Origin of the sequence: Mycolicibacillus koreensis (assembly GCF_002104795.1) — a bacterium.
GTDB lineage: Bacteria > Actinomycetota > Actinomycetes > Mycobacteriales > Mycobacteriaceae > Mycobacterium > Mycobacterium koreense.
This window is the reverse complement of sequence record NZ_NCXO01000012.1, coordinates 62875-88614: the sequence shown is the minus strand read 5'-3', so window position 1 is coordinate 88614 and position 25740 is coordinate 62875. Positions and strand designations below refer to the sequence as shown.

Here is a 25740-nt window from a genome sequence, read left to right as displayed (position 1 = left end):
CACTCCGACCGCAACAACTTGTACAACAAATCGGTACTGATGTTGCCCGAACCCACAATGGCAACCGACGCCTTCTGGCCCATGACCCAAACTCCCTACTCGTTAGAAAACCGAACGGACCGAGCCGGCTACCGCCCGTCGACGATCGGCAGTCGGCCCGAGCGGACCGCGTCATCGATCGATTCACGCAGGCGAGGACAGGACGCCAGCGTCACGCCGGGCCACAACCGGGCCGGGTCCGCCGCCTCGCCGGGATCCCCGTCGGGAAACCGGCATGCCCTACGGGCATCGGCGTCCCACTGCACGCTGGTCTGTTGCCAACTGCTCTTGCGGACCGTGACCGTCGCGCCACACGACGCACAGCTCACCGGGACCATCGGCGTATCGCCGAGCCGATTGTCCGGACGGACTGTCATGGGGTGAGGCCAACCAACTTCGGGAACCGGTTGTTGGCGATGTTGTCCTCGACCTCCTTCATCCACGCTTCGCGTGGACGGGTGGTGTCGATCTCGAACTCGAACCTGTCCACCATGTCCGCAGCCACGTCGTCGACGTCGACGTAGAACTGCTCGTACCACCGGCGGACCTGATAGACCGGGCCGTCCTCCTCGCACAGCAACGGGTTGTCGACGCGCGCCTTACGCTTCCAGATCGCAACGTCCTGCTCGAATCCGAGTTTGACGAACTCACCGAGCGCGACCGCCATTTTCATGGCGTCGTCCTCCGCCTGGTCCGAGGACTTCTCCACCGAGATCCCGTACTGCAACACAAAGGAATTCGAGTCAATCGGATAGTGACAGTTGAGCAGCACCGTTCGCAGGTCGCCGTGTTCGTAGTGGTAGGTGAGGTCATCGATCATGAACGACGGCCCGTGGTAGGAGGCCACCGACGTCGTACCCAGGATCTTCGCCCCCTCGGAGGCGCCCAGGTCGGGTCGGGCCGCGCTCTCGTAGTACTGGGTTGCGACATGGCCCTCGAAGACGTTCTTGAAGCTTGTCGGCAGCCCGCCGTGAATGTAGAAGAAGTGCGCCATGTCGACGATGTTGTCGATGATCTCGCGGCAGTTGGTGTTGATCACCGTGCTGTACCAGTGCCAGTCGGTCCACGAATCGGTGCCGATTCCCTCGATGTGGGGAATGGTCACGTCTTCCGGCGGCGGGTTGCCCTCCGGATCGTTCCACACGAACAACATGCCGTCCTGCTCGAGCGTGGGCCACGCCACGGTGCGGGCTACCTTGGGCACCCGTTTGCTATAGGGGATCTTCTTGCAGCGACCGTCGCCGCCCCACCGCCAGTCGTGGAACGGGCACGCGATCTCATTACCTTTGACCTGGCCATCCGACAGGTCACCGCCCATGTGCCGACAGTAGGAGTCCAAGACGTTGATCCTGCCGTCGCCGCTGCGGAAGACGACGAGCTTGCCACCGAAAGCATTGATCCCGTGCGGGTTGCCGTCACCGAGATCGCTCGCGAGGCCCAAACAGTGCCAGCCGCGTGCGAATCGTGCCGGGGGTGCCTCCGCCTCGATCTGACGAACACCACCGGAGCGCAACGAGGTCATACCCGCCATCCTTACTGTCGGAATTGACTGCCAGGATCCTGTTCTAGCACCGAGGATCACGGTCGGGGGCTGGGCGTTCCACTCAATGGGCGCAGCGGGGCCCAAAAGCGGTCCGGGACGGAACAATCCTTGCGTGCCTGAATCCCACAGTGTGACCGTTGATGTGCTGATCGTCGGATCCGGAACGGGAATGGCTGCCGCGCTCGCGGCCTCCGAGCTGGGTCTGTCCGCGTTGATCGTGGAGAAGTCCTCGTATGTGGGCGGGTCCACGGCCCGCTCCGGCGGGGCCGTGTGGATCCCGGCCGGCCCGGCCCTGATCGAGAACGGCTCCGACGACACCCTGGCAGCGGGGCGTGACTATGTGGACTCGGTCATCGGCGACAGCGCCTCGGTGGACAGGGCGCACACGTTCCTGGAGCACGGCACCGCCACGGTGCAGATGCTGCGGCGGGTGACGCCGATGAAGTTTCAATGGGCGCAAGGGTATTCCGACTACCACCCGGAACGGCCCGGTGGCAGCGTGGCCGGGCGTGCCTGCGAGTGCCGTCCGTACAACACCGCGCTGCTGCACCGTGAGCTGGCACGGCTGCGGCCGGGGGTCATGGAGTCGTCGATTCCGATTCCGGTGACCGGCGCCGACTACCGCTGGCTGAACCTGATGGTGCGCAAACCGCTCAAAGCGATTCCACGGATCATGCTGCGGGTGGCCCAGGGCATCGGCGGGCTCGCGCTGCGGCGGCGCTATGCCGCCGGTGGGCAGGCATTGGCTGCCGGGCTGTTCACCGGTGTTCTCCGTGCCGGGATCCCGGTGTGGACCGACACCGAGCTGGTCAACCTCACCGGAGACGGCGACCGGATCGACGGGGCGACCGTCGTTCGCGACGGCACCGAGATTCACGTGCGGGCCAGCCGCGGTGTCATCGTGGCCACCGGGGGATTCGACCACCAGATGGCGTGGCGGCGGAAGTTCCAGTCGGAGTCGCTGGGCGAGCATCTGAGTCTGGGAGCCGAGACCAACACCGGCGACGGCATCCGCATCGCCCAGGAGTTCGGTGCCGCGACCGCGCTGATGGACCAGGCGTGGTGGTTTCCGGCCTTCGCGCCGCTGCCCGGGGCGGACCCGCTGGTCATGCTCGCCGAGCGGTCCCTTCCAGGCAGTCTGATGGTCGACCAGACCGGCAACCGTTTCGTCAACGAGGCCATCGATTACATGTCGTTCGGGCAACAGATCCTGGCACGCGAACGCGCCGGGACCCCGGTGGAGACGATGTGGTTGGTCTTCGATCAGGGGTATCGCAACAGCTACCTGCTGGCCGCCGAGATCTTCCCCAGGATGGCGATCCCGCAGCAGTGGTATGACGCCGGGATCGCGCATCACAGCGACAGCTTCACCGGTCTCGCGGAGGCGATGAACGTCGACCCGGCGACGTTGAGCGACACCGTGGCACGGTTCAACGCGCTGGCGGATGCGGGTGTCGACACCGACTTCGGCCGTGGCGTCAGCGCCTACGACCGCTACTACGGGGATCCCACGGTGGAGCCGAATCCCAACTTGCGGCCGTTGGATCACGGACCGTTCTACGCGGTCAAGGTGGTGTTGAGCGATCTGGGCACCTGCGGTGGCCTGGTCACCGACCTGCACGGGCGGGTGCTGCGGGAGGACGGCTCGACACTTCACGGGCTGTACGCCATCGGCAACGCGGCGGCCAACGTCTTCGGTGCCAGCTATCCGGGGCCCGGCGCTACCATCGCCCAGGGGCTGGTGTTCGGCCACATCGCCGCCCGGCACGCAGCGGATCCGGCGCGCTGAGCGGCGCGGCGACTATTCTTCGGCCGCGATCTTGCGTTCGATCTCGTACCAGTACTCACGCACCGGCCATTCCATGCCCTGGCGGTCGGCCGCCGAGAACGTGCCTTCGGCCGAATCCAGCTCATTGATCAACTGCTCGACGAGCGCCCGCTCGGCGGTGTAGTAGCGCTCGGACCACCGCAAGGCCAGGTGGGCGTAGGACCACGCCGGGTGCTCGGCGGTCCAGCGAACCTCGGTGGCCGCCGCCTGCTGCATCCGGTCCACATAGTCCAAGTGCTCGGTCAGCAGCTCTTTGAGCCGGCCGGGTGCGGCCAGATGACCGAAAATAACCCGAAGCAGCGGGAAGTGCTTGAGAGTCGGGGGTTCGACCGGCTCCTCGTTGGCCCACTGCGTTACGGCGTGCAGACCGGAATCGGTGATCTTGTACATCCGACGCTGGCGGGCGGCACCCTCCATCCGAGAGGTGAGCAGACCGAGGTTCTCGAGGCGTTTGAGCTCGGAGTAGATCTGGCTGTACGCGGGGCTGGTGTAGAAGAAGCGGATCGCCCAGTTGATCCACTTCTTGATGTCGTAACCGGACAGTTCGTCGCCCCCGGAGAGCATCCCGAGCAGCGCCCACCCGGTCGATCCCAGGTTGGGACGGTCTGACGCGTCGGGCGTGGTGTCGGTCACCGATCAAGGCTAACAAGGTGTTGGGGGCCCGGCACCGTGGTGACTACCGCTGACCGGGACGCCATATTGCGGCGGCGCGGGGCGTGACCGCACAGTGAACACACCGATCACGGAGGACATCGAGGGTATCCATGCGCGAGGACAACACAGAGGCCGTGGCGCTGTTGGCGCCGGAATCTCCCGCGATGCGGTGGGTGCTCGGCCACTTCTGCACGGGGATCGCGGTGATCACCGGCTCCGATGCCGGCCGCCCTGTCGGATTCACCTGCCAGTCGCTGACATCGGTGTCCCTCGATCCGCCATATGTGTCGTTCTGTCCGTCCCGCGGATCGACGAGTTGGCCGACGATGCGGGACTTCGGCGCTCTGTGCATCAATATCCTCACCGATCGTCAGCGCGACGTGTGCGCGCGGTTCGCCACCAGCGGCGGCGACAAGTTCGCGCAGACAGCGTGGCGGCCGGGCCGCAACGGAGCCCCGAAACTAGACAATGCGCTGGCCGCGATCGAGGCCGACATCGAACTCGAGTACCCCGCCGGTGACCACACCATCGTGCTCGCCCGGGTGAGCGGACTGTCGGTCGACGAGAACGGGGCCCCGCTGCTGTTCTTCCGCGGCGGCTACGGCGCACTCCACAACGACGCCCATGGCTGAGCCCACCGGGGCGCCCGCGGCGTTCGATGTCGTCGTCGACGTGCTCGTCGTCGGCTCCGGCGGTGGCGTCGCGGGTGCCTATACCGCTGCCCGCGAAGGTCTCTCGGTGTTGCTGGCCGAGGCGACCGACATGTTCGGCGGTACCACGGCGTACTCCGGCGGCGGTGGTATGTGGTACCCGTGCAACCCGGTACTGCGCCGGGCCGGCACCGACGACACCCTCGAGGAAGCGCTGCGCTACTTCCACGGCGTCGTCGGTGATCGGACCCCGCGCGACCTGCAGGACACCTATGTCACCGGCGGGTCGCCGTTCATCGAATACCTGGAGCAGGACCCGGCTTTCGCGTTCACCGTGCTGCCCTGGCCCGACTACTACGGTTCGGTGCCGGGTGCCCGTGCCGACGGGTACCGCCACATCGTTCCGGTTCCGTTGGCCGACGCGGAACTGGGGCGCTACGCGGGTCTGATCCGCGGACCGCTGGACACCGAACGGCTGGGCGCACCGGTGCCGGAGACGCTGATCGGCGGGCGTGCCCTGGTGGGCAGATTCTTGGCGGCACTGAACCGGTACGACGCTGCCGAGGCGTGGCGAAACGCCGCGCTGACCGACCTGATCGTCGACGCCGACACGGTGGTCGGTGCGGTGCTCGACCGCGACGGGCGGGCGCTGCGGGTCGGCGCCCGGCGCGGAGTTCTGCTCGCCGCCGGTGGTTTCGAGCGTGACGCCGAGATGCGGGAACGCTACCGGGTTGCCGGCAGTGCAACCGACACGATGGGGGCTCCGGGCAACACCGGTGCCGCGCATCGGGCCGCGATCGCGGTGGGTGCCGACACCGACCTGATGGATCAGGCGTGGTGGTCGCCGGGCCTGAGCCACCCCGACGGCCATTCGGCGTTCGCGTTATTGTTCACCGGCGGGATCTTCGTCGACCGGTTCGGTCACCGGTTCGTCAACGAGTCCGCTCCCTACGATCGGTTGGGCCGCGAGGTGATCCGGGCCCTGAAGCGTGATCGGCTGCGGTTGCCGTTCTGGATGGTCTACGACAGTCGGGCCGGGGACACACCCCCGATCGGCGCCACCAATGTGTCGATGGTCGACCCGGCCCGGTACCGCGAGGCCGGGCTGTGGCACAGCGCCGACACCCTCGATGAATTGGCCACCGCGATCGGGGTTCCGGGCACCGAACTGGAGGCGACCGTGCGACGGTTCAACGAGTTCGCGCGCACCGGCACCGACGCCGACTTCTCCCGGGGCGGCGAACCCTACGACCGCGCCGTCACAGCGGGCGGCTCCCCGCTGGTCCCCCTGGACACCCCGCCCTATCACGCCGCCGCGTTCGGCCTGTCCGATCTGGGCACCAAGGGCGGTCTGCGCACCGACAACCGGGGGCGGGCCCTGCGTGCCGACGGCACGGCGATCCGGGGCCTGTACGCGGCCGGCAATACGATGGCAGCCGTGAGCGGAACCACATATCCCGGCGGTGGTAACCCGATCGGCGCGTCGCTGCTGTTCAGCCATCTCGCCGCGCTCGACATGGCGTCCGGCGCGGCGCCCCGGTGACCGAATCGATGCCCGACCCCGACCTGCAACGGTCCCGGTACGAGTCGTTGACCCGGTCGGTGCGCCGGCTGATCGATGTGACGATCCGCAGCGACGCCGACCTCGAGGCGGTGGCCCGGGCGAACCGGCTGGTCGATGAGGCCGTCGCCGAGCTGAGTACACAGCTGAACCCCGGCTCCTTCGGGGTGCGCACGTCGCCTGACGGCGACAATCTGGCCTGGGGCAACGTCGTCATGGGCCTGCGGAACGCGATCGCGCCTCCGGTGGAGGTGATCACCGACCCGACCGGCCGTGCCCACGCCGACGTCGTGCTCGGCGCCGCCTACGAGGGCCCGCCGGGCCTGGTCCACGGCGGGGTCTGCGCGCTGCTGCTCGACCACGTGCTCAGCGCCGTGGCGCACCGACCCGATCAGCCGGCGGTCACCGGGACGCTATCGGTCCGGTTTCTCCGGCCGACCCGGCTCGGCGGGCTGCGCGTGGAGGCGTGGACGGATCGTCACGACGGCGCCAAGACCTTCGCCCAGGGACATATCGTCGATCCCGACGGGACGCCCACCGTGGTTGCGGAGGCGGTGTTCATCAGACCCAGAACCGCCGGCTGAGCGGCTCGGGCACCGCACCGTCAGGATCCCGTCAGATCGGGTCGAACGAGGAGATCAGCCAGTCGCCGTCCACGTCGGTCAGGCTGACGATCACGCTGCTGGCGGTCCGCGACGGATCGGGCCGTTCGGCGCTGACCGTCTCCTGGTTCAAAAAGACCAGCACCTTCGCCGCCCCCGGGTCCATCTGCATCACCCCGGCCCGCACCACGTGGGCGGTCGCGGTGATGCCCTTCTCCCGGACCGCGGGGGCCACCACATCGGAGGTGAATTTCCCGTAGTAGTCCAGGAATTCGCCGGTCATCAACGAGCGGGCGGTCGCTAGGTCCTCATCGAGGGTGTCCGGTGCATACGACAACAACGCCTCCGTCGCCGTCGACGCGGCGGCAACCGCGGCATCCCGGGCGGACGCCCCGGTGCGTTGCTCGGGACGGTACTGGGTCAGATACAGCACCGCAGCCAGTGACAGCGCGACCACCAGCAGCGTCACCACCGCGGCCGAGCGCCACCGCGCGCCCAGAAAGGCGCGCACCGTCGCCAGCCGGCCGGTGGCGGCCGGGCGCTCACCGGTGTCGGTCTCGGCGCTGCCGGTGTCGGCTGCGGCAGTCTCGGTCCCGTCGGTCTCGCGGTCGGTCTCGGGTAGCACAGTGCTGGTGGTCATGGCACGAACTCCACCTTCGACATCTTGATCTGGTCGCCGTCGCGTTGCAGGTCGACACTCAACCGCCACCGGCGCGGCTCCTCCTTGGCTCCCGCCGCGTTGGTGATCGTGGAGTCCGCGGTGACCAACACCACCGCCGTGTCACCCGACATCGACTCGACCACCGCGGAGTCGACCGTAGCGGTGGTCGTCACCTGGGCGTCCTCGGCGACCTTGACGAAATCCTCGGCGGCGTACTCGAAGTCGTCGCGAAAGTCGCCGGTAGAGCTGTCGACGATGCGACGGACATCGTCGGTCGGATCGGTGAAGTCGATCGACATCAGGTTGACCACGTTTTGCCGTGCGGCCGCGGTGAACTCCGCGCGCGCTTGCTCGACCTGCTGCGCCCGGTGGTGCTGCCACAGCATGTAGCCGCTGGCGCCGAACAACGCCGCGGTCACCACCAGCGACGTGGCCACCGCGATCCGTCGCGGCCACGCTGTGGCCCGCCACGAGCGGCGACGTGTGGCCGGCCCATCGGGTGCGGGAGGTTCGTCGGCCGACAGCGACTCGCTCTGGGATTCTTCGATGCGGCGACGCAACTCGGTGGCCCGCTGCCGGGCCTCCCGGGCGGCGGACTCGGCTTCGGCGGCGGCCGTCTCGGCCTGCACCACCAGGTCGTCGGGCGGCGCCGCGTCGACGCTCTGCGTCTCGGTCTGCATCGGGGTGCCCCTTCCGCGCACTGTCGCACTGCGCTCACTGCCCACATCGGCACGGTAGGTTCCCCGGTGCCCACCGCCGCGGCGGTGTCCCACCCAGTGGGCGGCTACCAGTGCCGCAGTGAGCAGAGCGCGCCCTTGGCGCCGTCACCGGTGGCGACGACGGTCCCGTCGACCGACAGGGAGCAGCCGAACATCGGTGTTATCGGCGCGCGGCCGCTGGTCGCGGTCACCATCGCCCAGCGGTCGGGGTCGCTGAGGGTGACCTCACGTACCCACGGCCGGTCCGGGGTCAGCTCTTCGGTGACCTTCGGGCTGAACTCGTACGGATTGTGGCTGTACTGTGCCCACGTCGGGGGATCGGCTTCGCGGAAATAGATGTCGGCCACCACCGGGGTGCTCACCGTGATCGTGTAGGTGACCCGGTGTAAGGGCGGGTCGGCGTGGGCGGCGGGCAGCAGCGCCGTCGCGGCGGCCAGGGCGAGCCCCGTAATCGTTGTGGCCCTACGCGGTGCATTCCTAAGCATTGTCACCGCGACCCCACAGCGGCCCGCCGTTGCGGGACTGGCAGCTCAAAAACAGCCCGTCGGGGGCCTGCGCCACCCAGTTCTCGTAGCCGGCGCAACTGGTGCCGAACTCCTTGACGCCGGCCATCGACGGGGACCGGAAGTAGCGGGGTTCGTAGCGGCGCGGCGAGCCGCAGAACACCAGCCGGCCCCAGTCGGTGGTGCCGAACACGAAATGCGCGGTGTCCGAACAGGTCGACCCCAGCACCACCCCGGGCGTGATGCCCGGCACGCATGCCGGCTCGTCGCAGAACTCGGGGTCGGCCCGCGCCGCCGGGGGAACCAGCATCATCGCGGTGGCCGCCACCGCCACCGCCATCGCCGCACTCGGTCGCACGCGCACACCGTGGCAGATGCGGAGCCCGACCGGGGCCGATGCGTCCGCTCAGTGGACGGTACGGCTGGACCGGGGCGGCCCGCTCGCTACCGTCGGATCCCGACCCGCGAACGGCGCGGGTCCGAAGGAGTAGCGATGGTCCCCAACCGGGTGTGGTCGGCCGTCGCCGCGGCGGCGGGCCTGGCGTTGATACCCGGCGCCCCAGCCGCGGCGGACAGCGCACAGTGGGGTCTCAACGGCACCTACACGGCGACCTCCAACGGGGAGTGGGCGCGCAAGAACGAGGTCTTCACCGAACAGGACAGCTTGCGCAGCACCTGGACCATCTCCACCGAATGCTCCTACCCGGGTGAATGCGTCGGCACCGTCACCACCGGCTGGGGCTGGACGGAGCCGATCTACCAGAAGAGCGGGGTCTGGTACGTCAAGCACGTCGTCGACGGGTGGGTGCCCTGCCCGGACGGCAGCAGCGCGGCCGGTCTGCAGGTGTTCCGGTTCAAGGCGATGACGCCGGACGGCGCCAACTCCGATCCGTCGTCGACCACGCTGGTCGGCGAGGACGTCACCACCGGCGCCAGCGGCGCCTGCGGCGTCAACAAACCGGTGTACATCACGATGCCGTTCAAACTCGTCAAAGACTGACCCGGTTCAGCGCGGCAGCATCTGCGTCCAGTCCGTCGGCGTCGCGGTCACCAGATCGGACTGAGAGTAGACCCCGCCGTCGGGTGTCGCGTACTGGCCGGTCTGCGGGTTGTAGGTGGCGATGGCCACCGAGGGACCCGATCGTGCGGGCGCATAGGCACTCGGTGTGGCCGGTACCGCCGCCGGGGCCGGTGCGGCGGGCTCGGCCGGTTCGGCGGGCTCGGCGGGTGCGGCCGGTTCGGCGGGCGGGGCCGGAGTGCCCTCGATCGGCCCGAAGATCTGGTCGCTGAAGTCGATCCGGTCATCGGGCGGGATGCCCTGAGCGATCAGGGCCGGGTCGATCGGGTACGGCCCGGTGACATGCTGGCGCATAGCCAACGGTTCGTAGGGCTTGTCGCTTTCGCAGATCTCCACGGTGGGGGCGCGTTTGCCCGGCTTGCCCATGCACGGGAAGTTCCGTGCGCCGCGCACCCCGATCGGGGAGTCCTGGGGCAGCTTGCAGTACAACCCGTCGGGGGTGTCGATATCGGTGAGGTCCGCCGGGGACCGCCACGACGACGGCGGCAGGAATCCGACCGAACACGCTGGCGGGTCGCCGAGGGTGAGACTGAACTCCGACAGCGCCATCCCCGTCGGATTGTTCAGCGACGAACCGTAGGACTGGGTGGCCGCCAGGTATGGCGGGAGCAGGACCAGAAGCTGTTCGATCGACGGGTGGTAGGTGACGCCGATCTGCCCGACCGAGATCAGGTTCGCCAGCAACACCGGCAGGGTCGGCTTCACCTGGTTGAGCATCTGGGCCGCCTCGTCGGCGGCGCCGGAACCCGATTGCAGGATGGTTCGTATCGCCGGATCGTCGGTGGCCAGCTGGTCGCTGATCCCGGCGAGACTGCGTGCCAAGGTCCGGATCTGCTCGGTGCTCTCGGCCTGGCCGTCGAGCAGCGGGCGGCTGTCATCGAGCAGCGCCCGCACGTCCTCACCGATGCCGTTGGCGTCGGCGGCGATCATCGACGACGAGTCCAGCAACGAACCCAGGTCGTAGCCGGTTCCGTTGAGCGCCTTGAACGATTCGTCCAACAGGCCGTCGATCTGGCCTTCCGGGACACTGTCGATCAGACCGCTGACCCGGTCGAGCATCTCGCGCACCGGGCGCGGTGTGCTGGTGTTCTCGGTGGTGATCGTCGAACCGTTCTGCAGATACGGGCCGGCGGCGCTGCGCGGCAGCAGGTCCACGTATTGCTCGCCGACCGCGGAGACACTGTGCACCTGCGCCTCCAAATCGGCGGGGATCTTGGGGGCCTTCTTCAGCGACATCGTCGCCACCGCCCCGTCCCGGGTGGGCTTGACGTCGGTGACCTTGCCCACCTCGATACCGCGGTAGGTGACATTGGCGAAGCGGTACAGCCCGCCGGTCGAGTCCAGTTCCAGTGTGACGTTGATGCGGCCGAAACCGAGTAGCACCGGCGCCTGCATGTAGCCGAGAACCATGACGGCGCCGCCGAACAGCGCCGCCACGCTGAAGATGACCAGTTGGATCCGGACGAGTCGGGTCAACATCAGTTACCGCCCTGCTCATCGGTGCCGGGGTCCGCTTCGACCTGCCCCGGAAGCGGCGCGAGTTCGGTGGGCACCGGGGTGATCGGGGCCTTGAGCGGATCGAGGGTGTAGTTGGCGTACCAGGGGTCGCCCGGCGCGGGAACCATCGACGCCCCGGGTTCGGCCCATCGCGTGCCCAGAAAGATCCCGTTCTTGAGCCGCGGAATGGTGAAGTCGAAGACGATGAACTGGTTCATGTAGTCGCCGCGGATGCCGCGGTCGATGAACTCCTGGGTGTAGGGGTAGGTCGGCAGATACGCCAAGGCGGTCACCAGGTCGGGGCCGACGTCGGCGAGAGCCTGAATCGTGGGCTCCAGGTTCTGCAGGTTGCGCACCAGGTCCTCGTGGGCATCGGTGAGCAGCTCGTGGCTCATCGCGCTGAGGTCGCCGAGCTTCGTCATGGCCGTGGTGAACTGGGGCCGTTGTTCGGTAAGCACGGCCAGCGCCGGCGGAATCCGGTCGAGGGCCTTGGCGATGACATCACGTTGGTCGGCGAATCTGCCCGCCAGCCGGTCCAGTGCTGTCGTGGCGGCGATGATGTTGCCCTGCTGGGTGTCCAGAATGCCGACGACCTCATTCATTCTGGTCAGCAGGCTCCTGAGCTTCGCGGTATCCCCGGACAGTGCGGCGGTGAAGTTGTGGACGATGTCGCCGATCTGGGTGAGACCACCCCCGTTGACGATCATCGACAGCGTCGCCAAGGTCTGCTCCGTCGACGGGTAGGTCGACGAACGGTTGATCGACACGGTCGATCCCGGCGCCAGACGTCCCACGGGCTCTTCGCCCACCGGCGGGTCCAGGGCCAGGTGCATCGAACCCAGGAGGCTGGTCTGGCCGACCGTGGCGACGGCGTTGGCCGGCACAATCGTGTCCGGTTGCACGGAGACCTCGACGTTGGCCTGCCAGTTGTCGACGCGCATCGTGCGAACCGCGCCGACGACGACGTCGTTGAGCATGACCGGTGAGTTCGGCTCCAAGGTGCCGACATTGGCGATCTCGACGCGGTAGGTGATGGCGTTCTTCCCGGTGCCCACCGTCCCGGGCAGCGGCAGCGACGTGACGCCGCCGAACGAACATCCCGACGCGGTCACCATGACGCAGCACGCTCCCGCCAGCCAACCGCGCATGCTCCTCGACGCCATTACGGTGCCCCTTCCGGCGGGGCGGCCTCGGCGGGCAGCAACATGTCCTCCAGGTTCGACGGTGCGGCAGACGACGGCGTCCCCTGCGCCACCGGGGGTGCCCCGGGGAACAGCGGCGGCTGGGGAAGGGCGGGCAGCCCGTCGGGGGCGTACGCGCCGGGCGGCTGCGCGGGGTCGGACCATCCCGGCGGCGGAGCGACGTCGCCGATCCCGGTGTAGGCCGACACCGCCGGCGGTTCGGGGGCCGGGCCGGGATCGGTTCCGCCTCCACCGGGAGCCAGCCCCGGCTCGGAGTAGACGACGTTCTTCGGGGCGGGGCCCAGATAGGCGTTGAACGGCAACGGAAGATAGTTGAAGTTGATCAGACGCAATGCCGGGCCCAGAAACTGTGCGCAGGCCTTGGCCGATGCTTCCGAGGTCACGTTCTCGACGGCGCCGATGGCCGAACAGATCAGCGCCACGGGATTGGCGAAGTTGTTCATCGCGAACGACCCGCGGGGGCCGCCGGTGTCCGGGTTGTAGATGTTGTATCCGTTGACCAGGGCGTTGGGCGCCAGGTGCAAGATGTTCTTGACCACCATGCTGTTGTCGGCGAGCACCTGGGTGACGTTGGCGAGGCGCTGGATCTGCTCGGCGGTCTGGTCGCGTGTGCCCGCGATGAAGTGCTGCACCTGCCCGATCGCCGTCGACAGGTCGTTGACGGCGGCGTCGAGGTCGGACCGGCTGCCGTCGATCACGCTGGTGACGTCGGCCAGGCGATCCTGGAACTGGATGATCTGAACATTGCTGTCACGCAGCGCTGCTACGAAGATCTGAAGGTTATTCAAGGTATCGATGATGTCGGGGCTTCCATCGCTGAGCACCCGAGCGGTCTTGGACATCTCCGTGAGCGTCTCGCGCAGCCTGTCGCCGTTTCCGGCCATGGCGTTGGCCGCCGAGTCGATGAATCGCCCCAGGGACGTCTCCGAGATGCCGCTGCTGGGGCCGAGGTCTTCGGCCAGCCGGGTGAGCTGCTCTTTGACCTTGTCCCATTCGACCGGCACCGCGGTACGGTCGACGTCGATCTCGGCGCCGTCGGTCATCGTCGGCCCGTCGGGTGCACTGCGGGAGCCGTAGGCCGGTGTCAGCTGAACGTATCTGGCCGACAGCAGGTTCGGGGCGACGATGACGGCCTGGGCGTTCAGCGGGATCGGCACGTCCCGATCCACCGACAACGCGAGTTTCACGCGGGTGCCCTGCGGTTCGACCGACCCGATCGTGCCCACCTTGACACCGGCGACGCGGACGTCGTCGCCCGGGTAGATCGCCGTCGCGGAGGTGAAGTAGGCGTAGATCTTCATCGGGCTGAACCACGTCAGGTTCACCAGCACCCCGATGCCCCCGAGCAGGGATGCGGTCAACACGGCGAGAAGGATCGTGGTGACCCGCCTGTTTGCAGACATGATCAGCCTCCCGGAATTCCGTTGTAGGGGAAGGGGAATTCCGACCTCGGGCCAGCATTGTCCGGCGGCTGTCCTGCGTTTACCCCTCTTCGGAAGCCGAGCGCGTAGTCCAGGAACGGCTGGATCGCCGGCCCCGGAAGCAAGTTCGATGCGAACCCGTAGTAGTAGAAGCCGCTGTTGACCGCTTCACCCTGGGTGATCTGGTATTTCGCCAAACCGGTGAGGGCGTCGGCGATGTTGTCCCGGTTTCTTTCCAGCACGGACAGCACACGGTTGAGCTGTTCGAGCGTCGGCGCCAGTTGCTCCTCGTTCTCGGCGACCAGCGTCGACAACTCCCGGGCGACCGTGGAGGTGTTGGCCAACAGGTTGACCACCGCGTACCGGCGGCTCTGCAGCACACCGACGAGGTCGTTGGCGTTGAGGATCAGGGCATTGACCTGGTTGCTGCGCTCGGAGAGGACCCCGGTGACCGAGGCGGCGCTCTTCAGTAGATCGGCCAGCGCCGTGTCGCGCTCGTTGAGCGATCGGGACAGCCGGGTCACCCCGTCCAGCGTGGGGCCGACCTGCGGTGCGATCCGGTCGATGACCTCGGAGAGGACGTCGAGGGAGTCGTTGATCGACGCGGTGTCGGTGTCGGCGGTGTTCGCGGCGAAGTCGCCGACGGCGTCGGTGAGCGAGTACGGGGATCCGGTGCGCGACAGCGGGATCACACCGGCCGCGCCGATCCGTCCGTCGCCGCTGGGCTCGAGGGTCAAGATCCGCTCACCGAGCAGGGTGCCGGTGCGGATGTGCGCCGTCGTGTCCGTACCCAACCGGATCTTGCTGCTCAACGCGAAGGTGACCCGCGCGCTCCCGCCCTCGAGTGCGATGTCGGTGACCGAACCGACGGTCACCCCGGACACCTTCACGTCGTTGCCGACGGCGAGCCCGCCGGCCTCGCTGAACAGCGCGTGGTAGCGGATCGCCGTGGCCAGTGTCAGCAGCTGCTGGGACTTCATGCCGACGTTGATGATGAGAATCATGACGACCAGACCGATGAATCCGGTCCGGACGAGTTTGTTTCCGCGATATCTGTGCATCAGGGCTCCGCGCAACGTCCGGTGTTCTGGATCACCCACGGGAAGTGCGCCGTGCGGCCCTGCAGGTCGGTCACGCGCAGCGTCACCCCGCAGATGTAGAGGTTGAGCCAGCTTCCGTAGGCGCCGAGCCGAACCAGTTTGCGGTAGTTGGCCGGGGCCTTCTGCACCGTGAGGTCCAGACGCGCCAGGCTGGTCTCGTCCGACAGCATCGGAGCCAGGCGGTTCAGCTGGTCGACGGTGCCCGACAGCGGCGGCCGGCCCTCGGCGAGAAGGTCCGCCAGCGACGCCGTCCCGTTGTCCAGCGCGGTGATGGCCTCACCGATCGGGGCACGGTCGGCGGCAAGGCCGGTGACCAACTGCTCCAGCTTGTCGATCCCGTCGGAGAGCTTCTCGCCGTCGACGTCGATGGTCGACAGGGTGTCGTTGAGGTGGTCGATCACGCGTTGGACGGTCTGGCCGTTGTCGGCGATGGCGTTGGTGAACGACGAGGTCCGCCCGAACAGCGATTCCAGGTCGTCGCTTTGGCCTTGCAGCACCTGGATCAGCGCGGTGGTCAGGCTGTTGACATCCTCGGGATCAAGTCCCCTGATCACCGGTTTGAGGCCGCCGAGAAGCAGATCGAGGTCCAGGGCCGACTCGGTGCGATCCGCGGCGATCGTCGTTCCGGGAGGTTGGGTCCTGGCCGTGCCCGGCTGATCGATGAGCTCCAGGTAGCGGTCGCCGATGAGGTTCAGATAGCGGACGGCGGCCCGTGTCCCCTCGGTCAGCCGCACGGTCTGGTCGGCGTCGAAGTGCACGAGCACGGTGTTGTCGGGTTCGAGGGTCACGTCGGTGACGGTGCCGACCCGGATCCCCGCGATGCGCACCGAATTACCGGGTTCGAGTCCGGAAACGTCCTTGAACTGTGCCGAATAGCCGATCGTCGAACCCGACCGGTACTCCGCGAAGATCGCGAACAACGCTGCGGTCACGAGCATCATCACGATGCCGAAAACCCCGAACTTGACTGCGGCACTGCGCTGCTCGATCATCCAGGATGCCCGATCTGTGCGCTGTTGCGGGGAGGCCCGTCGATCGGGCCGTACAACATCTGCTTGAGCCCGTCGGAGTTGAGCAGGATCCCCTCGTTGCCGTACTGCGCCGGGTTGGCGTTGACATCGGTGATGACGAACGGGGGGCTCTTTTGGAACGGCACTTTCGGAAGGTCGGTGCATTGCGGGCCGCCGGTCGCGGCGACCTTGGGGAGGTTGGCCGGGTAGCGGTAGCGTTCCTGTCCGAAGACGATCGTCTGCAACAGCAACCCGCCGGGGACCGGCGTTCCGGGGGCCTTGGCGAGTTCGGCGGCACCGCCGAGACCGCAGGTCAGCGCCTCGTGATACGCGTTGGTCAGGTCGGTGGTGGGCGCCAGCAGGTGGGCGACGGCGCTGATCGCCTGGCGGTTGCCTCCCACGACGTCGCTGCCGACATCGGCCAGACCGATGGCGCTGAGCAGCAGCGCATCGAGGTTGCGGCGCTCCTCGGTGATGGTGTCGGCGGCCGTCGTCGTCGATTCGATGATGGTCAGCAGTTCCGGGGCCACATCGGCGTAGGCCTCGATTACGGGCGGAGCTGCCTCAAATTCGTGGTTCAGAGTCTCGAGGCTGGGGTCGATGGCGGCCAGAAAGTCGTCGAAATCGGTGAGCATCTGGCTGATCTGGCTGCCGCGCCCGTTCAACGCCGAGGACATCGCCCCGAGTACCTCGCTGAGTTTCGCCGGCTCGATCCGGGCCAGCAGCGAGGACAACTGCTCGAAGACCGTGTTGATCTCGACGACCACGTGGTCGGCAGAGAGAACCTGTCCGGGGCGCACGGAGTGTCCCGACGGCTGGTCGGGCGGGATCAGTTCGACGGCTTTGGCGCCGAACACGGTGGAGGAGGCGATCTCGACGCGGACGTTGTCGGGGACCAGGTCCAGGTACTTCGGGTCCATGGCCAGGTGCAGCGCGGCACGTCCGTCGGCGAAGCGTTCGATGGAGGAGACCGAACCGATCTGCGCGCCATGCAGTTTCACCCGAGCCTCGGGGTTCATGACCAGCCCGGCGCGCTGGGATATCACGGTGAGCGGAACGGTCTTGGTGAAACTGCCGCGGAAGAATCCCACCGACAGCGCGATCAGCCCGACGATCACCGCCATGGTCGTCAAGCCGGCCGCGAGCCGAGAGGCATCCGTCTTCGTGTTCATCGTCTGCCCCGTCAGCCCGACAGATTGAAGTTGCCGTTGGACCCGTACACCGACAGCGACACCAGCAGGGTCACCGAGATCACCACCACCAGCGATGTGCGCACGGCGTCGCCGACCGCGACACCGACCCCGGAGGGCCCGCCGGAGGCGAAGTAGCCGAAGTAGGTGTGCACCAACAACACCGTGAGCGCCATCAAGATGGCCTGCAGGAACGACCAGAGGAGGTCGACGGGGTTGAGGAAGGTGGAGAAATAATGGTTGTACAGACCCGCTGACTGGCCGAACATGACCACGGTGGTGAGCTTGCTGGCGGTGAACGACAAGATGACCGCGATCGCGTACAGCGGTGCGATGGCGGTCATCCCGGCGACGATGCGGGTGCTGACCAGGTATTCCACCGGCCGGATGCCCATTGCCTCCAGGGCGTCGATCTCCTCGTTGATCCGCATCGCGCCGAGTTGGGCGGTGACCCCGGCGCCGAAGGTCGCCGCCAGTCCGATGCCGGTCACCACCGGTGCCGAGATGCGCACATTGATAAACGCGGCGAGGAAGCCGGTGAGCGCCTCGATCCCGATGTTGCCCAGGGAGCTGAACCCCTGCACCGCCAGCGTTCCGCCGGCCGCCAGGGTGAGGAAGCCGACGATCACGACGGTGCCGCCGATCATCGCCAACGTCCCGGCGCCCATGCTGATCTCGGCGATGAGCCGAACGATCTCGTGCCGGTAGCGTTTCAGCGCGTAAGGCGTGCCGACCAGGGCTCGGCCGTAGAAGAGGGTGTGGTCACCGAGTCGCATCGCCGCACGCAGGGGCCGTTTCAGCTCCCGGGCCATGCGCGGGTACAGGGCGCTCGCGGTCGTGGACATCGTCGCCTACCCGGTGGTCATCTGGATGCCGATGGCGGTGACGACCACGTTGATCACGAACAGCGACATGAACGCGTACACCACGGTCTCGTTGACGGCGTTGCCGACGGCTTTGGCGCCACCGCCGCTGATCGTCAAACCCCGGTAGCAGGCGACCAGGCCGGCGATGAGCCCGAACAGGGCGGCCTTGACGCAGGAGATGATCACCTCTGGCACACCGGTGAGCAGGGTGATGCCCGCGGCGAACGCACCCGGGTTCACGTCTTGGATGAAGACCGAGAACGTGTAGCCGCCCAGGATCCCGATCGTAACGACCAGGCTGTTCAGCAGCAGGGCCACCAGCCCCGACGCCAGCATCCGCGGTGTGACGAGCCGCTGTACCGGGTCGATGCCCAGGACTTCCAGCGCGTCGATCTCCTCGCGGATCGTGCGTGAACCCAGATCGGCGCACATCGCGGTGGCGCCGGCACCGGCCACGATCAGCACGGTGACCATCGGCCCGACCTGGGTGACCGCACCGAACGCCGCGCCGGCGCCGGACAGATCCGCCGCCCCCAACTCACGGAGCAAGATGTTGAGGGTGAAGCTGACCAGGACCGTGAACGGGATCGCCACCAGCAGCGTCGGCACCAGCGACACCCGGGCGACGAACCAGGATTGGGTCACGAACTCCCGGGTTTGAAACGGCCGCCGGAAAGCGAAGCGGACCGCGTCGACGGTCATGGCGAACAGGCCACCGACAGCCTGGAAGACCTGCGAGAGGCCACCGCTCGGCAACGGCAGCCCCGGCGACCAACGGTCCGCAGCCTTGTTCCCCATGCGTTACCAGAAACTCCGAATCTGTCGCGCGGTGTCGTCGCCAACCCGCCAGCCATCGTGGAATGGTCACTGTCGCAGCCAGCCGCCGGCGGTCGGCACTGTCCGTCCCACCCACCGGGAATCGCTGCACTCAGCAGGTGGCGCCCCGTCAAGGTGGGACAGCGCCGGGCCCCGATCGGTCCGGCCCACCCGTCCACCGGCCCGACCGTCGAATAGGGAGCTGCCCGTGTCCACCCCGCCGTCCCCGTCACGACCGTTGTCCCGTTATGCCGATCGCCGAGTGCTGATCACCGGCGCCGGTTCCGGCATCGGGCAGGCCTGTGTTCTGCGGATCCTCGACGAGGGTGCGCGGGTGGTGGCCGCCGACATCAGCGCCGAGGGCCTCGCGGACACTGTGGAGAAATCCGGCTCGGCGCACGACCGGCTGACCACGGTGCAGATCGATGTCGGCGACGAGGAATCGGTGCGCCGCGGCGTCGCCGCGGCCCGAGACGAACTCGGGGGACTGGACACCCTGGTCAACGCCGCCGGAATCCTGCGCTCCTCGCACCTGGAGCACACCAGCTTGAGCGACTTCGAGACCGTGATCCGGGTCAACCTCGTCGGCACCTTCTTGGTCACCCGCGAAGCACTCGGCGCGCTGCGTGAGGGCACCACGCCCGCGGTGGTGAACTTCAGCTCCACCTCCGCGCAGTTCGCCCACCCCTACATGGGGGCCTACGCGGCGTCCAAGGGTGGCGTGTTGTCGATGACTCACGCGTGGGCCTTGGAGTTCGCGAAGGCCGGAATCCGGTTCAACTGCGTCCAGCCCGGTTCGATCTCCTCGGGGATGACCGACGGGACCGGAGTGGCGCGCGCGAGCGTGGGGCCCGGGCTGCCCGAGGATGCGGATCTGAGCCTGTTCGCCAAGGTCGCCCCGATGCTGGCGCTTCCCGGCGGCGCCATCTTCGCCGATCCGGCGGCGGTGGCCAGTGTGGTCGCGATGCTCGGCAGCGACGACGCATTCTTCGTCACCGGCACCGAGATTCGGGTCGACGGCGGCGCCCACATGTAGCGGCCCGCCGACGGAAGAGAGGGTGCATCGTGAGGATATGGGCCGTGGCCGGTGGTCTGGCCGCCGGCGTGCTGGCGGCGGTGTCGGCGGCGGTGTCGGCCCCGGTGGCCCACGCCGGCCCGATGTACGGCAACTACCAGTTGCTGATCCCGGAGCGCTATGACTTCCACACCTGGACGTGGGCGACGGCGCGCTGTGTGCCGACCGCCGACGACTGCGTGCACATCTCGGCGATCCCGATGCCGATCGCGAAGGCCTTCGAATACCGCACCGACGCGCACCTGGTCGACGGTCGGTACACCCTGGCCGTCGACGTTCCCGACGGCCTGCGGTGCGGAAACGTCTACTACGGGCCGATCATCGCCACCCACGACGTGTATTCCTGGGACGCGGCGACCCTGCAGGGGACCCTGGAGTCCTCCTTCGCCGCCGGCTGCGACGGCACGCCCGGCGGCACGCGCACCTATCCGTTCTCGCTGGTCCGCCTGTAGCCGCCGGCTCCGGTGGAGCCCCCCGTCGGGATCGAACCGACGACCTACGCTTTACAAGAGCGTTGCTCTACCACTGAGCTAGGGAGGCGCGGCACCCCAGCCTAATGGCGTCGGGTCCGGCCCGGTCAGGGCACCTCAGTCCGGGCCGTCGGTCCCGCTGTGGGGCCCGGTGCCGGCGTCCGGGGCGGTCTCGGTGACGACCCGGGCGGAGCGGACCTCGCGGGTCGACGAGCGGCGCCCCCCGCCGCGCCGCGGCAGCAGCGGGATGCGCTCGGCGATGTTGCTCAGCGGGTTGACCACGAGCGTCAGCGCGATCACCGCCTCCTGCAGCGTCTCGATGGCCGGCTCCAGGGCCTCCATGCCCGGGGCCAGCCGGCTGAGGGTGTCGGCGACATTGGCCAACTGCTCCAACGGCCCGTTGCGCGCGGTCAGCTTGTCGACCAGCCCGCCCTCGGCCAGGAGCCGGTCGGCGAGCCCGTCCTCGGCCAGCACCCGCTCGATCAGCCCGTCCTCGTTGAGCAGTTGGTCGACCAGCCCGCCCGGCGCCAGCGCGCGCTGCAGCCCGCCACCCTCTTCGGTGAGCCGGTCGATCACCCCGCCGGGGGCGGTGAGCTGATCGATCAGCCCGCCCTCGGCCAGCAGCCGATCCACCGGGCCGCCGGGGGCCAGGGCGCGGCCCAACGGCGCGTCGTCGTCCATGAGCCGGGCCAGCCGGTTGGCCCGGTTGATCGTCTCCTCCAGCCCGAGCATCCCGGCCATCGAGTTCGTCGACAGGCCGTCCCCGTCGGCGCCGAGGGCGCGTTTGGTGACCCCGAGTGCGGCGGTCGCCACCCCGAGCCCGGCGTCGGCGGCGGCCAAGCCGATCTTGGCGGGCGCCAACGCCGCGTCTACCAGGTTTTTTCCCAGGTCCATGCGGCCAGTGTATGGGCGCACACCCGATCGCACCGCGGGTATTGGCGCATGGACGCGACAGCGAGGACAATCGGTGCTCACAGCAAGTTCACAGCGACCTTCAAAGTTGTGTTCACGCTCGTGCGAACGAATGGACGGTATGACGGCACCCGTGGCAGAAAAATCCGAACCGGAGGCGCGGATCCTGGTCGTCGACGATGAGGAGAACATCGTCGAGCTGCTCTCGGTGAGCCTGAAGTTCCAGGGTTTCGAGGTGCACACCGCGGTCAACGGTGCCGCCGCGCTGGACCGGGCCCGCGAGGTCCGCCCCGACGCGGTGATCCTCGACGTGATGATGCCCGGGATGGACGGCTTCGGGGTGCTGCGCCGGCTGCGCGCCGACGGCATCGACGCGCCGGCGCTGTTTTTGACCGCCCGCGACGCCCTGGCCGACAAGATCACCGGGCTGACCCTCGGCGGCGACGACTACGTCACCAAGCCGTTCTCGCTGGAGGAGGTGGTGGCTCGGCTGCGGGTCATCCTGCGCCGCACCGGCAAGGGCAGCGAACAGCCGCGCAGCACCCGGCTGAAGTTCGCCGACATCGAACTCGACGAGGACACCCACGAGGCGTGGAAGGCCGGCGAGTTGGTGTCGCTGTCACCCACCGAGTTCACCCTGCTGCGGTACTTCATGATCAATGCCGGCACGGTGCTGAGCAAACCGAAGATCCTCGACCACGTGTGGCGCTACGACTTCGGCGGCGAAGTCAATATCGTCGAGTCCTATGTCTCCTATCTGCGCCGCAAGATCGACACCGGCGACAAGCGCCTGCTGCACACCCTGCGCGGGGTGGGCTACGTGCTGCGCGAACCCCGGTAGGTCCGCTTGTCGTTGACCGCCTCCCCGCGTCGTGAGCTGCCACTGCGGGTCGCGCTGGTCGCCGCCACCCTGGTGCTGGTGGCCTTCGGCCTGCTGGCGTCCGGGATCGCGGTGACCTCGATCCTGCGGCACAACCTGATCAACCGCGCCGACCAGTCGCTGCTGGCGGCCTCCCACACCTGGGCGCGGGTCCCGCGCAGCGTGCCGAGCACCCGCGAAGACCCCAACGCCGGCCGCCCGCCGTCGAAGTTCTACGTGCGCGGCGTCGACCCGGACGGCAGCGTGTGGCTGGCCGGCAACGACCGGGTCGCCGAGCCCCGGCTGCCCGCCGACAACGAGCTCGGCCCCGAGCCGGTGACGGTCGGCTCGTTGGACCACTCGGGCGTGCGGTGGCGGGCGATGACGGTGCGCGGCCCCGGGGGGGAGCGGATCACGGTCGCCACCGACCTCGCCGACGTGCAATCCACCCTGCGGGAGCTGATCTGGTCGCAGGTCGGCATCGGCACCGGGGTGCTGCTGATCCTGGGGGCGCTGGGCTACGCGGTGGTGAACCGCTCGCTGCGCCCGCTGGGGGAGGTCGAGCGCACCGCCGCGGCGATCGCCGCCGGCCAACTGGACCGCCGGGTGCCCGAACGTGACCCGCACACCGAGGTGGGCCGGCTCTCCGCGGCCCTCAACGGCATGCTCGCCCAGCTGCAGCGGGCGGTGGCCGCCTCGGATTCCTCCGCCGAACAGGCCCGCCAATCCGAGGACCGGCTGCGCCGGTTCATCACCGACGCCAGCCACGAGCTGCGCACCCCGCTGACCACCATCCGCGGCTTCGCCGAGCTGTACCGGCAGGGGGCGGCCGAGGACGTCGAGCCGCTGATGTCGCGGATCGAAAGCGAGTCGCGCCGGATGAGCCTGCTGGTGGAGGATCTGCTGCTGCTGGCCCAACTCGACGCGCACCGCCCCCTGGAACGCCGCTGGGTGGACCTGCTCGCGCTGGCCAGCGACGCCGTCCACGACGGGCAGGCGGTCGCGCCGAAGCGGGAGATCACCCTGGAGGTGCTCGACGGTCCCGGCACCCCCGAGGTGCTCGGCGACGAGGCCCGTTTGCGCCAGGTGCTGGGCAACCTGGTCTCCAATGCGCTGCAGCACACCCCCGAGGACGCCGAGATCGCGGTGCGGGTCGGCACCGACCGCGACAACGTCGTGCTCGAGGTCGCCGACACCGGGCCGGGCATGAGCGAAAAGGACGCGGCGCGGGTGTTCGAGCGGTTCTTCCGCGCCGACTCCTCGCGCACCCGGGCCAGCGGCGGCGCCGGGCTCGGCCTGCCGATCGTCGACTCGCTGGTCAAAGCGCACGGCGGAACGGTCGCCATCATCACCGGGCCCGGGCAGGGCTGCACGTTCCGGGTGCTGCTGCCGCGGGTCACCGGGTAGCGCGCCGGCGGGTCAGTCCAGTTCGCCGAGTGCGGTGAGGATCTTCGCCTGCGCCTCATCGAGGGACTCCGGCGACGGGTTGCGGTCGACGTTGGCGAACCCGAAGTCGGACAGGTTGCGCGCCGGGAAGACGTGGACGTGCAGGTGCGGCACCTCCAGCCCGGCGATGATCAACCCGGCGCGCTCGGCGTCGAAGGCCGCACAGACCGCCTTGCCGATGCGTTGAGCCACCGTCATCACCCGGGAGAACGCCGGGGAGTCGATGTCCTGCCAGCCGTCGATCTCCTCGCGCGGCACCACCAGGGTGTGGCCCTGGGTCATGGGTTCGATGGTCAAGAACCCGACCACGTCGTCGTCCTCGTAGACGAAGCGGCCGGGCAGCTCCCGGTTGATGATCTTGGTGAAAACGGTGGCCATGGCCTCCACCCTAGGCGGGACGCCGCAGCGCCGTTGCGGATACTTGTGTCGTGGAGCGGCACCGACAGATCAGGAGTACCGGTGGCTGACACGGTCCAGGAACTGCTCAACGAACGCCTCGACGATGACGGTGTTGCGGTGAAATACGCTTCGCGGCAGTGGAGTTGGCGTGAGCACCTCGCCGAGGCCACCGCGACGGCGGCCGCGCTGCTGGAGTTGGCCGACACCGACCGCCCCGTGCACGTGGGCGCGCTGTTGGGTAACGACCCGGGCATGCTGACCCAGATGGCCGCCGCGGGGCTGGGCGGCTACGTGCTCTGCGGGATCAACTCCACACGCCGCGGCACGGCCCTGCTCGACGACATCCGGCGCGCCGACTGCCAGATCCTGGTGACCGATGCCGAGCACCGGGGATTGCTCGACGGGCTGGACCTGGCGGGGCTGACCGTCATCGACCTCTCCGGTGAGCACTGGGCGACCCTGATGCGCACCGCCCCGGATCTGGTGGCCCACCGGGTCGCCGGCCCGATGGACACGTTCATGATGATCTTCACCTCCGGAACCAGCGGCGATCCCAAGGCGGTGCAGATCTCGCATTTCATGGTGCTGGTGGCCGGCCAACGGTTGGTGGAGCAGTTCGCCATCACCGCCGCCGACACCTGTTATCTGGCGATGCCGCTGTTTCACTCCAACGCCGTCGTGGGCGGCTGGGCGGTGGCGCTGGCGGCCGGAGCGGCGATGGCACCGGCGAAGTTCTCCGCCTCGGCCTTCCTCGCCGACATCCGCCGCTACGGCGCCACCTACATGAACTATGTCGGCAAACCGTTGACCTACATCCTGGCCACCCCCGAGCGCCCCGACGACGCCGACAACCCGCTGCGGGTGGCGTTCGGCAACGAGGCCGGTGACCGGGCGATCGCCGAGTTCGGCCGCCGTTTCGACGTGCTGGTCTGGGATGCGTTCGGTTCCACCGAGAACGCCGTCATCATCACCCGCGAACCCGGCACGCCACCGGGCTCGATCGGCCGGGGATTCCCGGGGGTCGCCGTCTACGATTCGGCGACCGTGACCGAATGCGCGGTCGCCGAATTCGCCGCCGACGGATCACTGCGCAATCCCGGGGAGGCCATCGGGGAGTTGGTGAACACCGCCGGCACCGGGTTCTTCACCGGCTACTACAACGATGACCGGGCCACCGCGCACCGCACCCGCGCCGGCATGTACTGGTCGGGGGATTTGGCTTACCGCGACGCCGAAGGGTGGATCTACCTGGCGGGGCGCACCAGCGACTGGATGCGGGTGGACGGGGAGAACCTGGCGGCCGCCCCGATCGAACGCATCCTGTCGCGCTGCCCGCAGATCAGCCAGGTCGCGGTGTACGCGGTGCCCGATGAGGCGGTCGGCGACCAGGTGATGGCGGCGATCGTGCCGGCCGAACCGGAGGCGCTGACCCCGCAGGCACTCGAGACGTTTTTGGCCGCCCAACCCGATCTGTCACCGAAGGCGTGGCCGCGCTACGTGCGGCTGACCGCGGCACTGCCGGCCACCGCCACCCACAAGGTGCTCAAACGCGAGCTGATCGCCGAGGGGCCCAGCGCCGGTGACGGGCAGTTATGGGTGCGCGAAGAACGCGGCACCCGCTACGCGGCCCGATAGCGCC

At 68.3% G+C, this 25740-nt stretch carries 27 protein-coding genes and 1 tRNA gene; 10 read left to right on the top strand and 18 right to left on the bottom strand.

Annotated features, from left to right (window positions below):
• Positions 1-128 precede the first annotated feature (128 nt).
• Positions 129-416: a hypothetical protein gene (locus tag B8W67_RS07910; protein ID WP_084228943.1), complete on the bottom strand. Its 288-nt coding sequence runs from the start codon at positions 414-416 to the stop codon at positions 129-131.
• Positions 413-1561, bottom strand: a complete 1149-nt coding sequence (locus tag B8W67_RS07905; RefSeq protein WP_069392931.1) for a 3-ketosteroid-9-alpha-monooxygenase, oxygenase component — start codon at positions 1559-1561, stop codon at positions 413-415. Before B8W67_RS07905 ends, B8W67_RS07910 begins: the two co-directional genes overlap by 4 nt.
• 133 nt (positions 1562-1694) lie before the next feature.
• Between B8W67_RS07905 and B8W67_RS07900 the strand changes: the two genes are divergently transcribed.
• Positions 1695-3371, top strand: a complete 1677-nt coding sequence (locus B8W67_RS07900; protein ID WP_085303291.1) for a 3-ketosteroid-delta-1-dehydrogenase — start codon at positions 1695-1697, stop codon at positions 3369-3371.
• A gap of 12 nt (positions 3372-3383) precedes the next feature.
• Here B8W67_RS07900 and B8W67_RS07895 read toward each other — a convergent pair whose 3' ends face one another.
• The gene (locus tag B8W67_RS07895) at positions 3384-3974 is read right to left on the bottom strand and encodes a PadR family transcriptional regulator (protein ID WP_069393008.1); all 591 of its coding nucleotides are present in this window, start codon (positions 3972-3974) and stop codon (positions 3384-3386) included.
• A 200-nt stretch (positions 3975-4174) separates the two neighbouring features.
• On the opposite strand from B8W67_RS07895, the gene B8W67_RS07890 reads away from it, so the two are divergent.
• From B8W67_RS07890 to B8W67_RS07880, 3 genes are read left to right on the top strand one after another with little or no spacing between them, the layout of a single operon-like run.
• Entirely contained in the window at positions 4175-4696 is a 522-nt protein-coding gene (locus B8W67_RS07890) for a flavin reductase family protein (RefSeq protein WP_069392933.1), read from the top strand.
• Complete coding sequence (locus B8W67_RS07885) at positions 4689-6257, top strand: FAD-binding protein (protein ID WP_069392934.1); 1569 nt, start codon at positions 4689-4691, stop codon at positions 6255-6257. The genes B8W67_RS07890 and B8W67_RS07885 overlap by 8 nt, the downstream gene beginning before the upstream one ends.
• Positions 6258-6265: 8 nt before the next feature.
• Entirely contained in the window at positions 6266-6859 is a 594-nt protein-coding gene (locus tag B8W67_RS07880) for a PaaI family thioesterase (protein ID WP_069393009.1), read from the top strand.
• A gap of 31 nt (positions 6860-6890) precedes the next feature.
• Here B8W67_RS07880 and B8W67_RS07875 read toward each other — a convergent pair whose 3' ends face one another.
• From B8W67_RS07875 to B8W67_RS07860, 4 genes are all read right to left on the bottom strand, one after another.
• Entirely contained in the window at positions 6891-7517 is a 627-nt protein-coding gene (locus tag B8W67_RS07875; protein ID WP_308213934.1) for a hypothetical protein, read from the bottom strand.
• Complete coding sequence (locus B8W67_RS07870) at positions 7514-8218, bottom strand: Rv1363c family protein (RefSeq protein WP_069392935.1); 705 nt, start codon at positions 8216-8218, stop codon at positions 7514-7516. Before B8W67_RS07870 ends, B8W67_RS07875 begins: the two co-directional genes overlap by 4 nt.
• A gap of 104 nt (positions 8219-8322) precedes the next feature.
• Positions 8323-8742, bottom strand: a complete 420-nt coding sequence (locus B8W67_RS07865) for an Rv2576c family protein (RefSeq protein ID WP_084228944.1) — start codon at positions 8740-8742, stop codon at positions 8323-8325.
• Positions 8735-9073, bottom strand: coding sequence for a hypothetical protein (locus tag B8W67_RS07860; RefSeq protein ID WP_109470153.1), 339 nt, complete (start codon positions 9071-9073; stop codon positions 8735-8737). Before B8W67_RS07860 ends, B8W67_RS07865 begins: the two co-directional genes overlap by 8 nt.
• 180 nt (positions 9074-9253) lie before the next feature.
• Here B8W67_RS07860 and B8W67_RS07855 point away from each other — a divergent pair, with 180 nt between their 5' ends.
• A complete protein-coding gene (locus B8W67_RS07855) occupies positions 9254-9760 on the top strand; it encodes an Rv2253/PknI dimerization domain-containing protein (protein WP_069392937.1) in 507 nt (168 codons plus the stop codon).
• A gap of 6 nt (positions 9761-9766) precedes the next feature.
• On the opposite strand, the gene B8W67_RS07850 is transcribed toward B8W67_RS07855, so the two are convergent.
• Genes B8W67_RS07850 through B8W67_RS07815 form a run of 8 tightly spaced genes read right to left on the bottom strand, consistent with a single transcriptional unit; the run spans position 9767 to position 18922 of the window.
• On the bottom strand, positions 9767-11317 hold the full coding sequence (locus B8W67_RS07850; protein ID WP_069392938.1) for an MCE family protein: 1551 nt from the start codon (positions 11315-11317) through the stop codon (positions 9767-9769).
• Entirely contained in the window at positions 11317-12498 is a 1182-nt protein-coding gene (locus tag B8W67_RS07845; protein WP_085303290.1) for an MCE family protein, read from the bottom strand. The genes B8W67_RS07850 and B8W67_RS07845 overlap by 1 nt, the downstream gene beginning before the upstream one ends.
• Positions 12498-13940 (bottom strand): MCE family protein, encoded by a 1443-nt coding sequence (locus B8W67_RS07840; RefSeq protein WP_069392940.1) that lies wholly within the window; start codon positions 13938-13940, stop codon positions 12498-12500. Before B8W67_RS07840 ends, B8W67_RS07845 begins: the two co-directional genes overlap by 1 nt.
• 2 nt (positions 13941-13942) lie before the next feature.
• On the bottom strand, positions 13943-15019 hold the full coding sequence (locus B8W67_RS07835; protein ID WP_069392941.1) for an MCE family protein: 1077 nt from the start codon (positions 15017-15019) through the stop codon (positions 13943-13945).
• Positions 15019-16050, bottom strand: a complete 1032-nt coding sequence (locus B8W67_RS07830; RefSeq protein ID WP_069392942.1) for an MCE family protein — start codon at positions 16048-16050, stop codon at positions 15019-15021. The genes B8W67_RS07835 and B8W67_RS07830 overlap by 1 nt, the downstream gene beginning before the upstream one ends.
• Entirely contained in the window at positions 16047-17240 is a 1194-nt protein-coding gene (locus B8W67_RS07825; protein ID WP_069392943.1) for an MCE family protein, read from the bottom strand. The genes B8W67_RS07830 and B8W67_RS07825 overlap by 4 nt, the downstream gene beginning before the upstream one ends.
• A gap of 11 nt (positions 17241-17251) precedes the next feature.
• Positions 17252-18070, bottom strand: coding sequence for an MlaE family ABC transporter permease (locus B8W67_RS07820; protein WP_372507429.1), 819 nt, complete (start codon positions 18068-18070; stop codon positions 17252-17254).
• 39 nt (positions 18071-18109) lie between these two features.
• Complete coding sequence (locus B8W67_RS07815) at positions 18110-18922, bottom strand: MlaE family ABC transporter permease (protein WP_069392945.1); 813 nt, start codon at positions 18920-18922, stop codon at positions 18110-18112.
• Between the two features lie 280 nt (positions 18923-19202).
• Between B8W67_RS07815 and B8W67_RS07810 the strand changes: the two genes are divergently transcribed.
• Together B8W67_RS07810 and B8W67_RS07805 are read left to right on the top strand one after the other, a co-directional pair.
• Positions 19203-19976: an SDR family NAD(P)-dependent oxidoreductase gene (locus B8W67_RS07810; RefSeq protein ID WP_069392946.1), complete on the top strand. Its 774-nt coding sequence runs from the start codon at positions 19203-19205 to the stop codon at positions 19974-19976.
• Positions 19977-20005: 29 nt separating this feature from the next.
• Positions 20006-20467, top strand: a complete 462-nt coding sequence (locus tag B8W67_RS07805) for a hypothetical protein (protein WP_084228945.1) — start codon at positions 20006-20008, stop codon at positions 20465-20467.
• 13 nt (positions 20468-20480) lie between these two features.
• Here B8W67_RS07805 and B8W67_RS07800 read toward each other — a convergent pair.
• Both B8W67_RS07800 and B8W67_RS07795 read right to left on the bottom strand, forming a co-directional pair.
• Positions 20481-20555: transfer RNA gene (locus tag B8W67_RS07800), tRNA-Thr, on the bottom strand.
• 47 nt (positions 20556-20602) lie between these two features.
• On the bottom strand, positions 20603-21379 hold the full coding sequence (locus B8W67_RS07795) for a hypothetical protein (protein WP_085303288.1): 777 nt from the start codon (positions 21377-21379) through the stop codon (positions 20603-20605).
• A 139-nt stretch (positions 21380-21518) separates the two neighbouring features.
• On the opposite strand from B8W67_RS07795, the gene B8W67_RS07790 reads away from it, so the two are divergent.
• Together B8W67_RS07790 and B8W67_RS07785 are read left to right on the top strand one after the other, a co-directional pair.
• Positions 21519-22238 carry a response regulator transcription factor gene (locus B8W67_RS07790; RefSeq protein WP_069393013.1) on the top strand — a complete coding sequence of 240 codons (720 nt, stop codon included), beginning with the start codon at positions 21519-21521 and terminating at the stop codon, positions 22236-22238.
• Positions 22239-22250: 12 nt separating this feature from the next.
• Positions 22251-23663 (top strand): sensor histidine kinase, encoded by a 1413-nt coding sequence (locus tag B8W67_RS07785; protein ID WP_234793954.1) that lies wholly within the window; start codon positions 22251-22253, stop codon positions 23661-23663.
• A 12-nt stretch (positions 23664-23675) separates the two neighbouring features.
• Here B8W67_RS07785 and B8W67_RS07780 read toward each other — a convergent pair whose 3' ends face one another.
• Positions 23676-24080, bottom strand: coding sequence for an HIT family protein (locus tag B8W67_RS07780; protein ID WP_069393014.1), 405 nt, complete (start codon positions 24078-24080; stop codon positions 23676-23678).
• Between the two features lie 81 nt (positions 24081-24161).
• Between B8W67_RS07780 and fadD1 the strand changes: the two genes are divergently transcribed.
• On the top strand, positions 24162-25736 hold the full coding sequence (gene fadD1 / locus B8W67_RS07775) for a fatty-acid--CoA ligase FadD1 (protein WP_069392948.1): 1575 nt from the start codon (positions 24162-24164) through the stop codon (positions 25734-25736).
• The last annotated feature ends 4 nt before the right edge of the window (positions 25737-25740 follow it).

Bases quoted from the DNA above. Each gene is read 5' to 3' on its own strand.
- B8W67_RS07820 (WP_372507429.1), bottom strand. From the start codon at position 18,070: ATGGCCCGGGAGCTGAAACGGCCCCTGCGTGCGGCGATGCGACTCGGT.
- B8W67_RS07855 (WP_069392937.1), top strand. From the start codon at position 9,254: ATGGTCCCCAACCGGGTGTGGTCGGCCGTCGCCGCGGCGGCGGGCCTG.
- B8W67_RS07795 (WP_085303288.1), bottom strand. From the start codon at position 21,379: ATGGACCTGGGAAAAAACCTGGTAGACGCGGCGTTGGCGCCCGCCAAG.
- B8W67_RS07875 (WP_308213934.1), bottom strand. From the start codon at position 7,517: ATGACCACCAGCACTGTGCTACCCGAGACCGACCGCGAGACCGACGGG.
- B8W67_RS07845 (WP_085303290.1), bottom strand. From the start codon at position 12,498: ATGGCGTCGAGGAGCATGCGCGGTTGGCTGGCGGGAGCGTGCTGCGTC.
- B8W67_RS07860 (WP_109470153.1), bottom strand. From the start codon at position 9,073: ATGATGCTGGTTCCCCCGGCGGCGCGGGCCGACCCCGAGTTCTGCGAC.
- B8W67_RS07880 (WP_069393009.1), top strand. From the start codon at position 6,266: ATGCCCGACCCCGACCTGCAACGGTCCCGGTACGAGTCGTTGACCCGG.
- B8W67_RS07890 (WP_069392933.1), top strand. From the start codon at position 4,175: ATGCGCGAGGACAACACAGAGGCCGTGGCGCTGTTGGCGCCGGAATCT.
- B8W67_RS07865 (WP_084228944.1), bottom strand. From the start codon at position 8,742: ATGCTTAGGAATGCACCGCGTAGGGCCACAACGATTACGGGGCTCGCC.
- B8W67_RS07830 (WP_069392942.1), bottom strand. From the start codon at position 16,050: ATGATCGAGCAGCGCAGTGCCGCAGTCAAGTTCGGGGTTTTCGGCATC.
- B8W67_RS07850 (WP_069392938.1), bottom strand. From the start codon at position 11,317: ATGTTGACCCGACTCGTCCGGATCCAACTGGTCATCTTCAGCGTGGCG.
- B8W67_RS07895 (WP_069393008.1), bottom strand. From the start codon at position 3,974: ATGCTCTCCGGGGGCGACGAACTGTCCGGTTACGACATCAAGAAGTGG.
- B8W67_RS07825 (WP_069392943.1), bottom strand. From the start codon at position 17,240: ATGAACACGAAGACGGATGCCTCTCGGCTCGCGGCCGGCTTGACGACC.
- B8W67_RS07905 (WP_069392931.1), bottom strand. From the start codon at position 1,561: ATGACCTCGTTGCGCTCCGGTGGTGTTCGTCAGATCGAGGCGGAGGCA.
- B8W67_RS07780 (WP_069393014.1), bottom strand. From the start codon at position 24,080: ATGGCCACCGTTTTCACCAAGATCATCAACCGGGAGCTGCCCGGCCGC.
- B8W67_RS07835 (WP_069392941.1), bottom strand. From the start codon at position 15,019: ATGCACAGATATCGCGGAAACAAACTCGTCCGGACCGGATTCATCGGT.
- B8W67_RS07840 (WP_069392940.1), bottom strand. From the start codon at position 13,940: ATGTCTGCAAACAGGCGGGTCACCACGATCCTTCTCGCCGTGTTGACC.
- B8W67_RS07815 (WP_069392945.1), bottom strand. From the start codon at position 18,922: ATGGGGAACAAGGCTGCGGACCGTTGGTCGCCGGGGCTGCCGTTGCCG.
- B8W67_RS07910 (WP_084228943.1), bottom strand. From the start codon at position 416: ATGACAGTCCGTCCGGACAATCGGCTCGGCGATACGCCGATGGTCCCG.
- B8W67_RS07885 (WP_069392934.1), top strand. From the start codon at position 4,689: ATGGCTGAGCCCACCGGGGCGCCCGCGGCGTTCGATGTCGTCGTCGAC.
- B8W67_RS07790 (WP_069393013.1), top strand. From the start codon at position 21,519: ATGACGGCACCCGTGGCAGAAAAATCCGAACCGGAGGCGCGGATCCTG.
- B8W67_RS07870 (WP_069392935.1), bottom strand. From the start codon at position 8,218: ATGCAGACCGAGACGCAGAGCGTCGACGCGGCGCCGCCCGACGACCTG.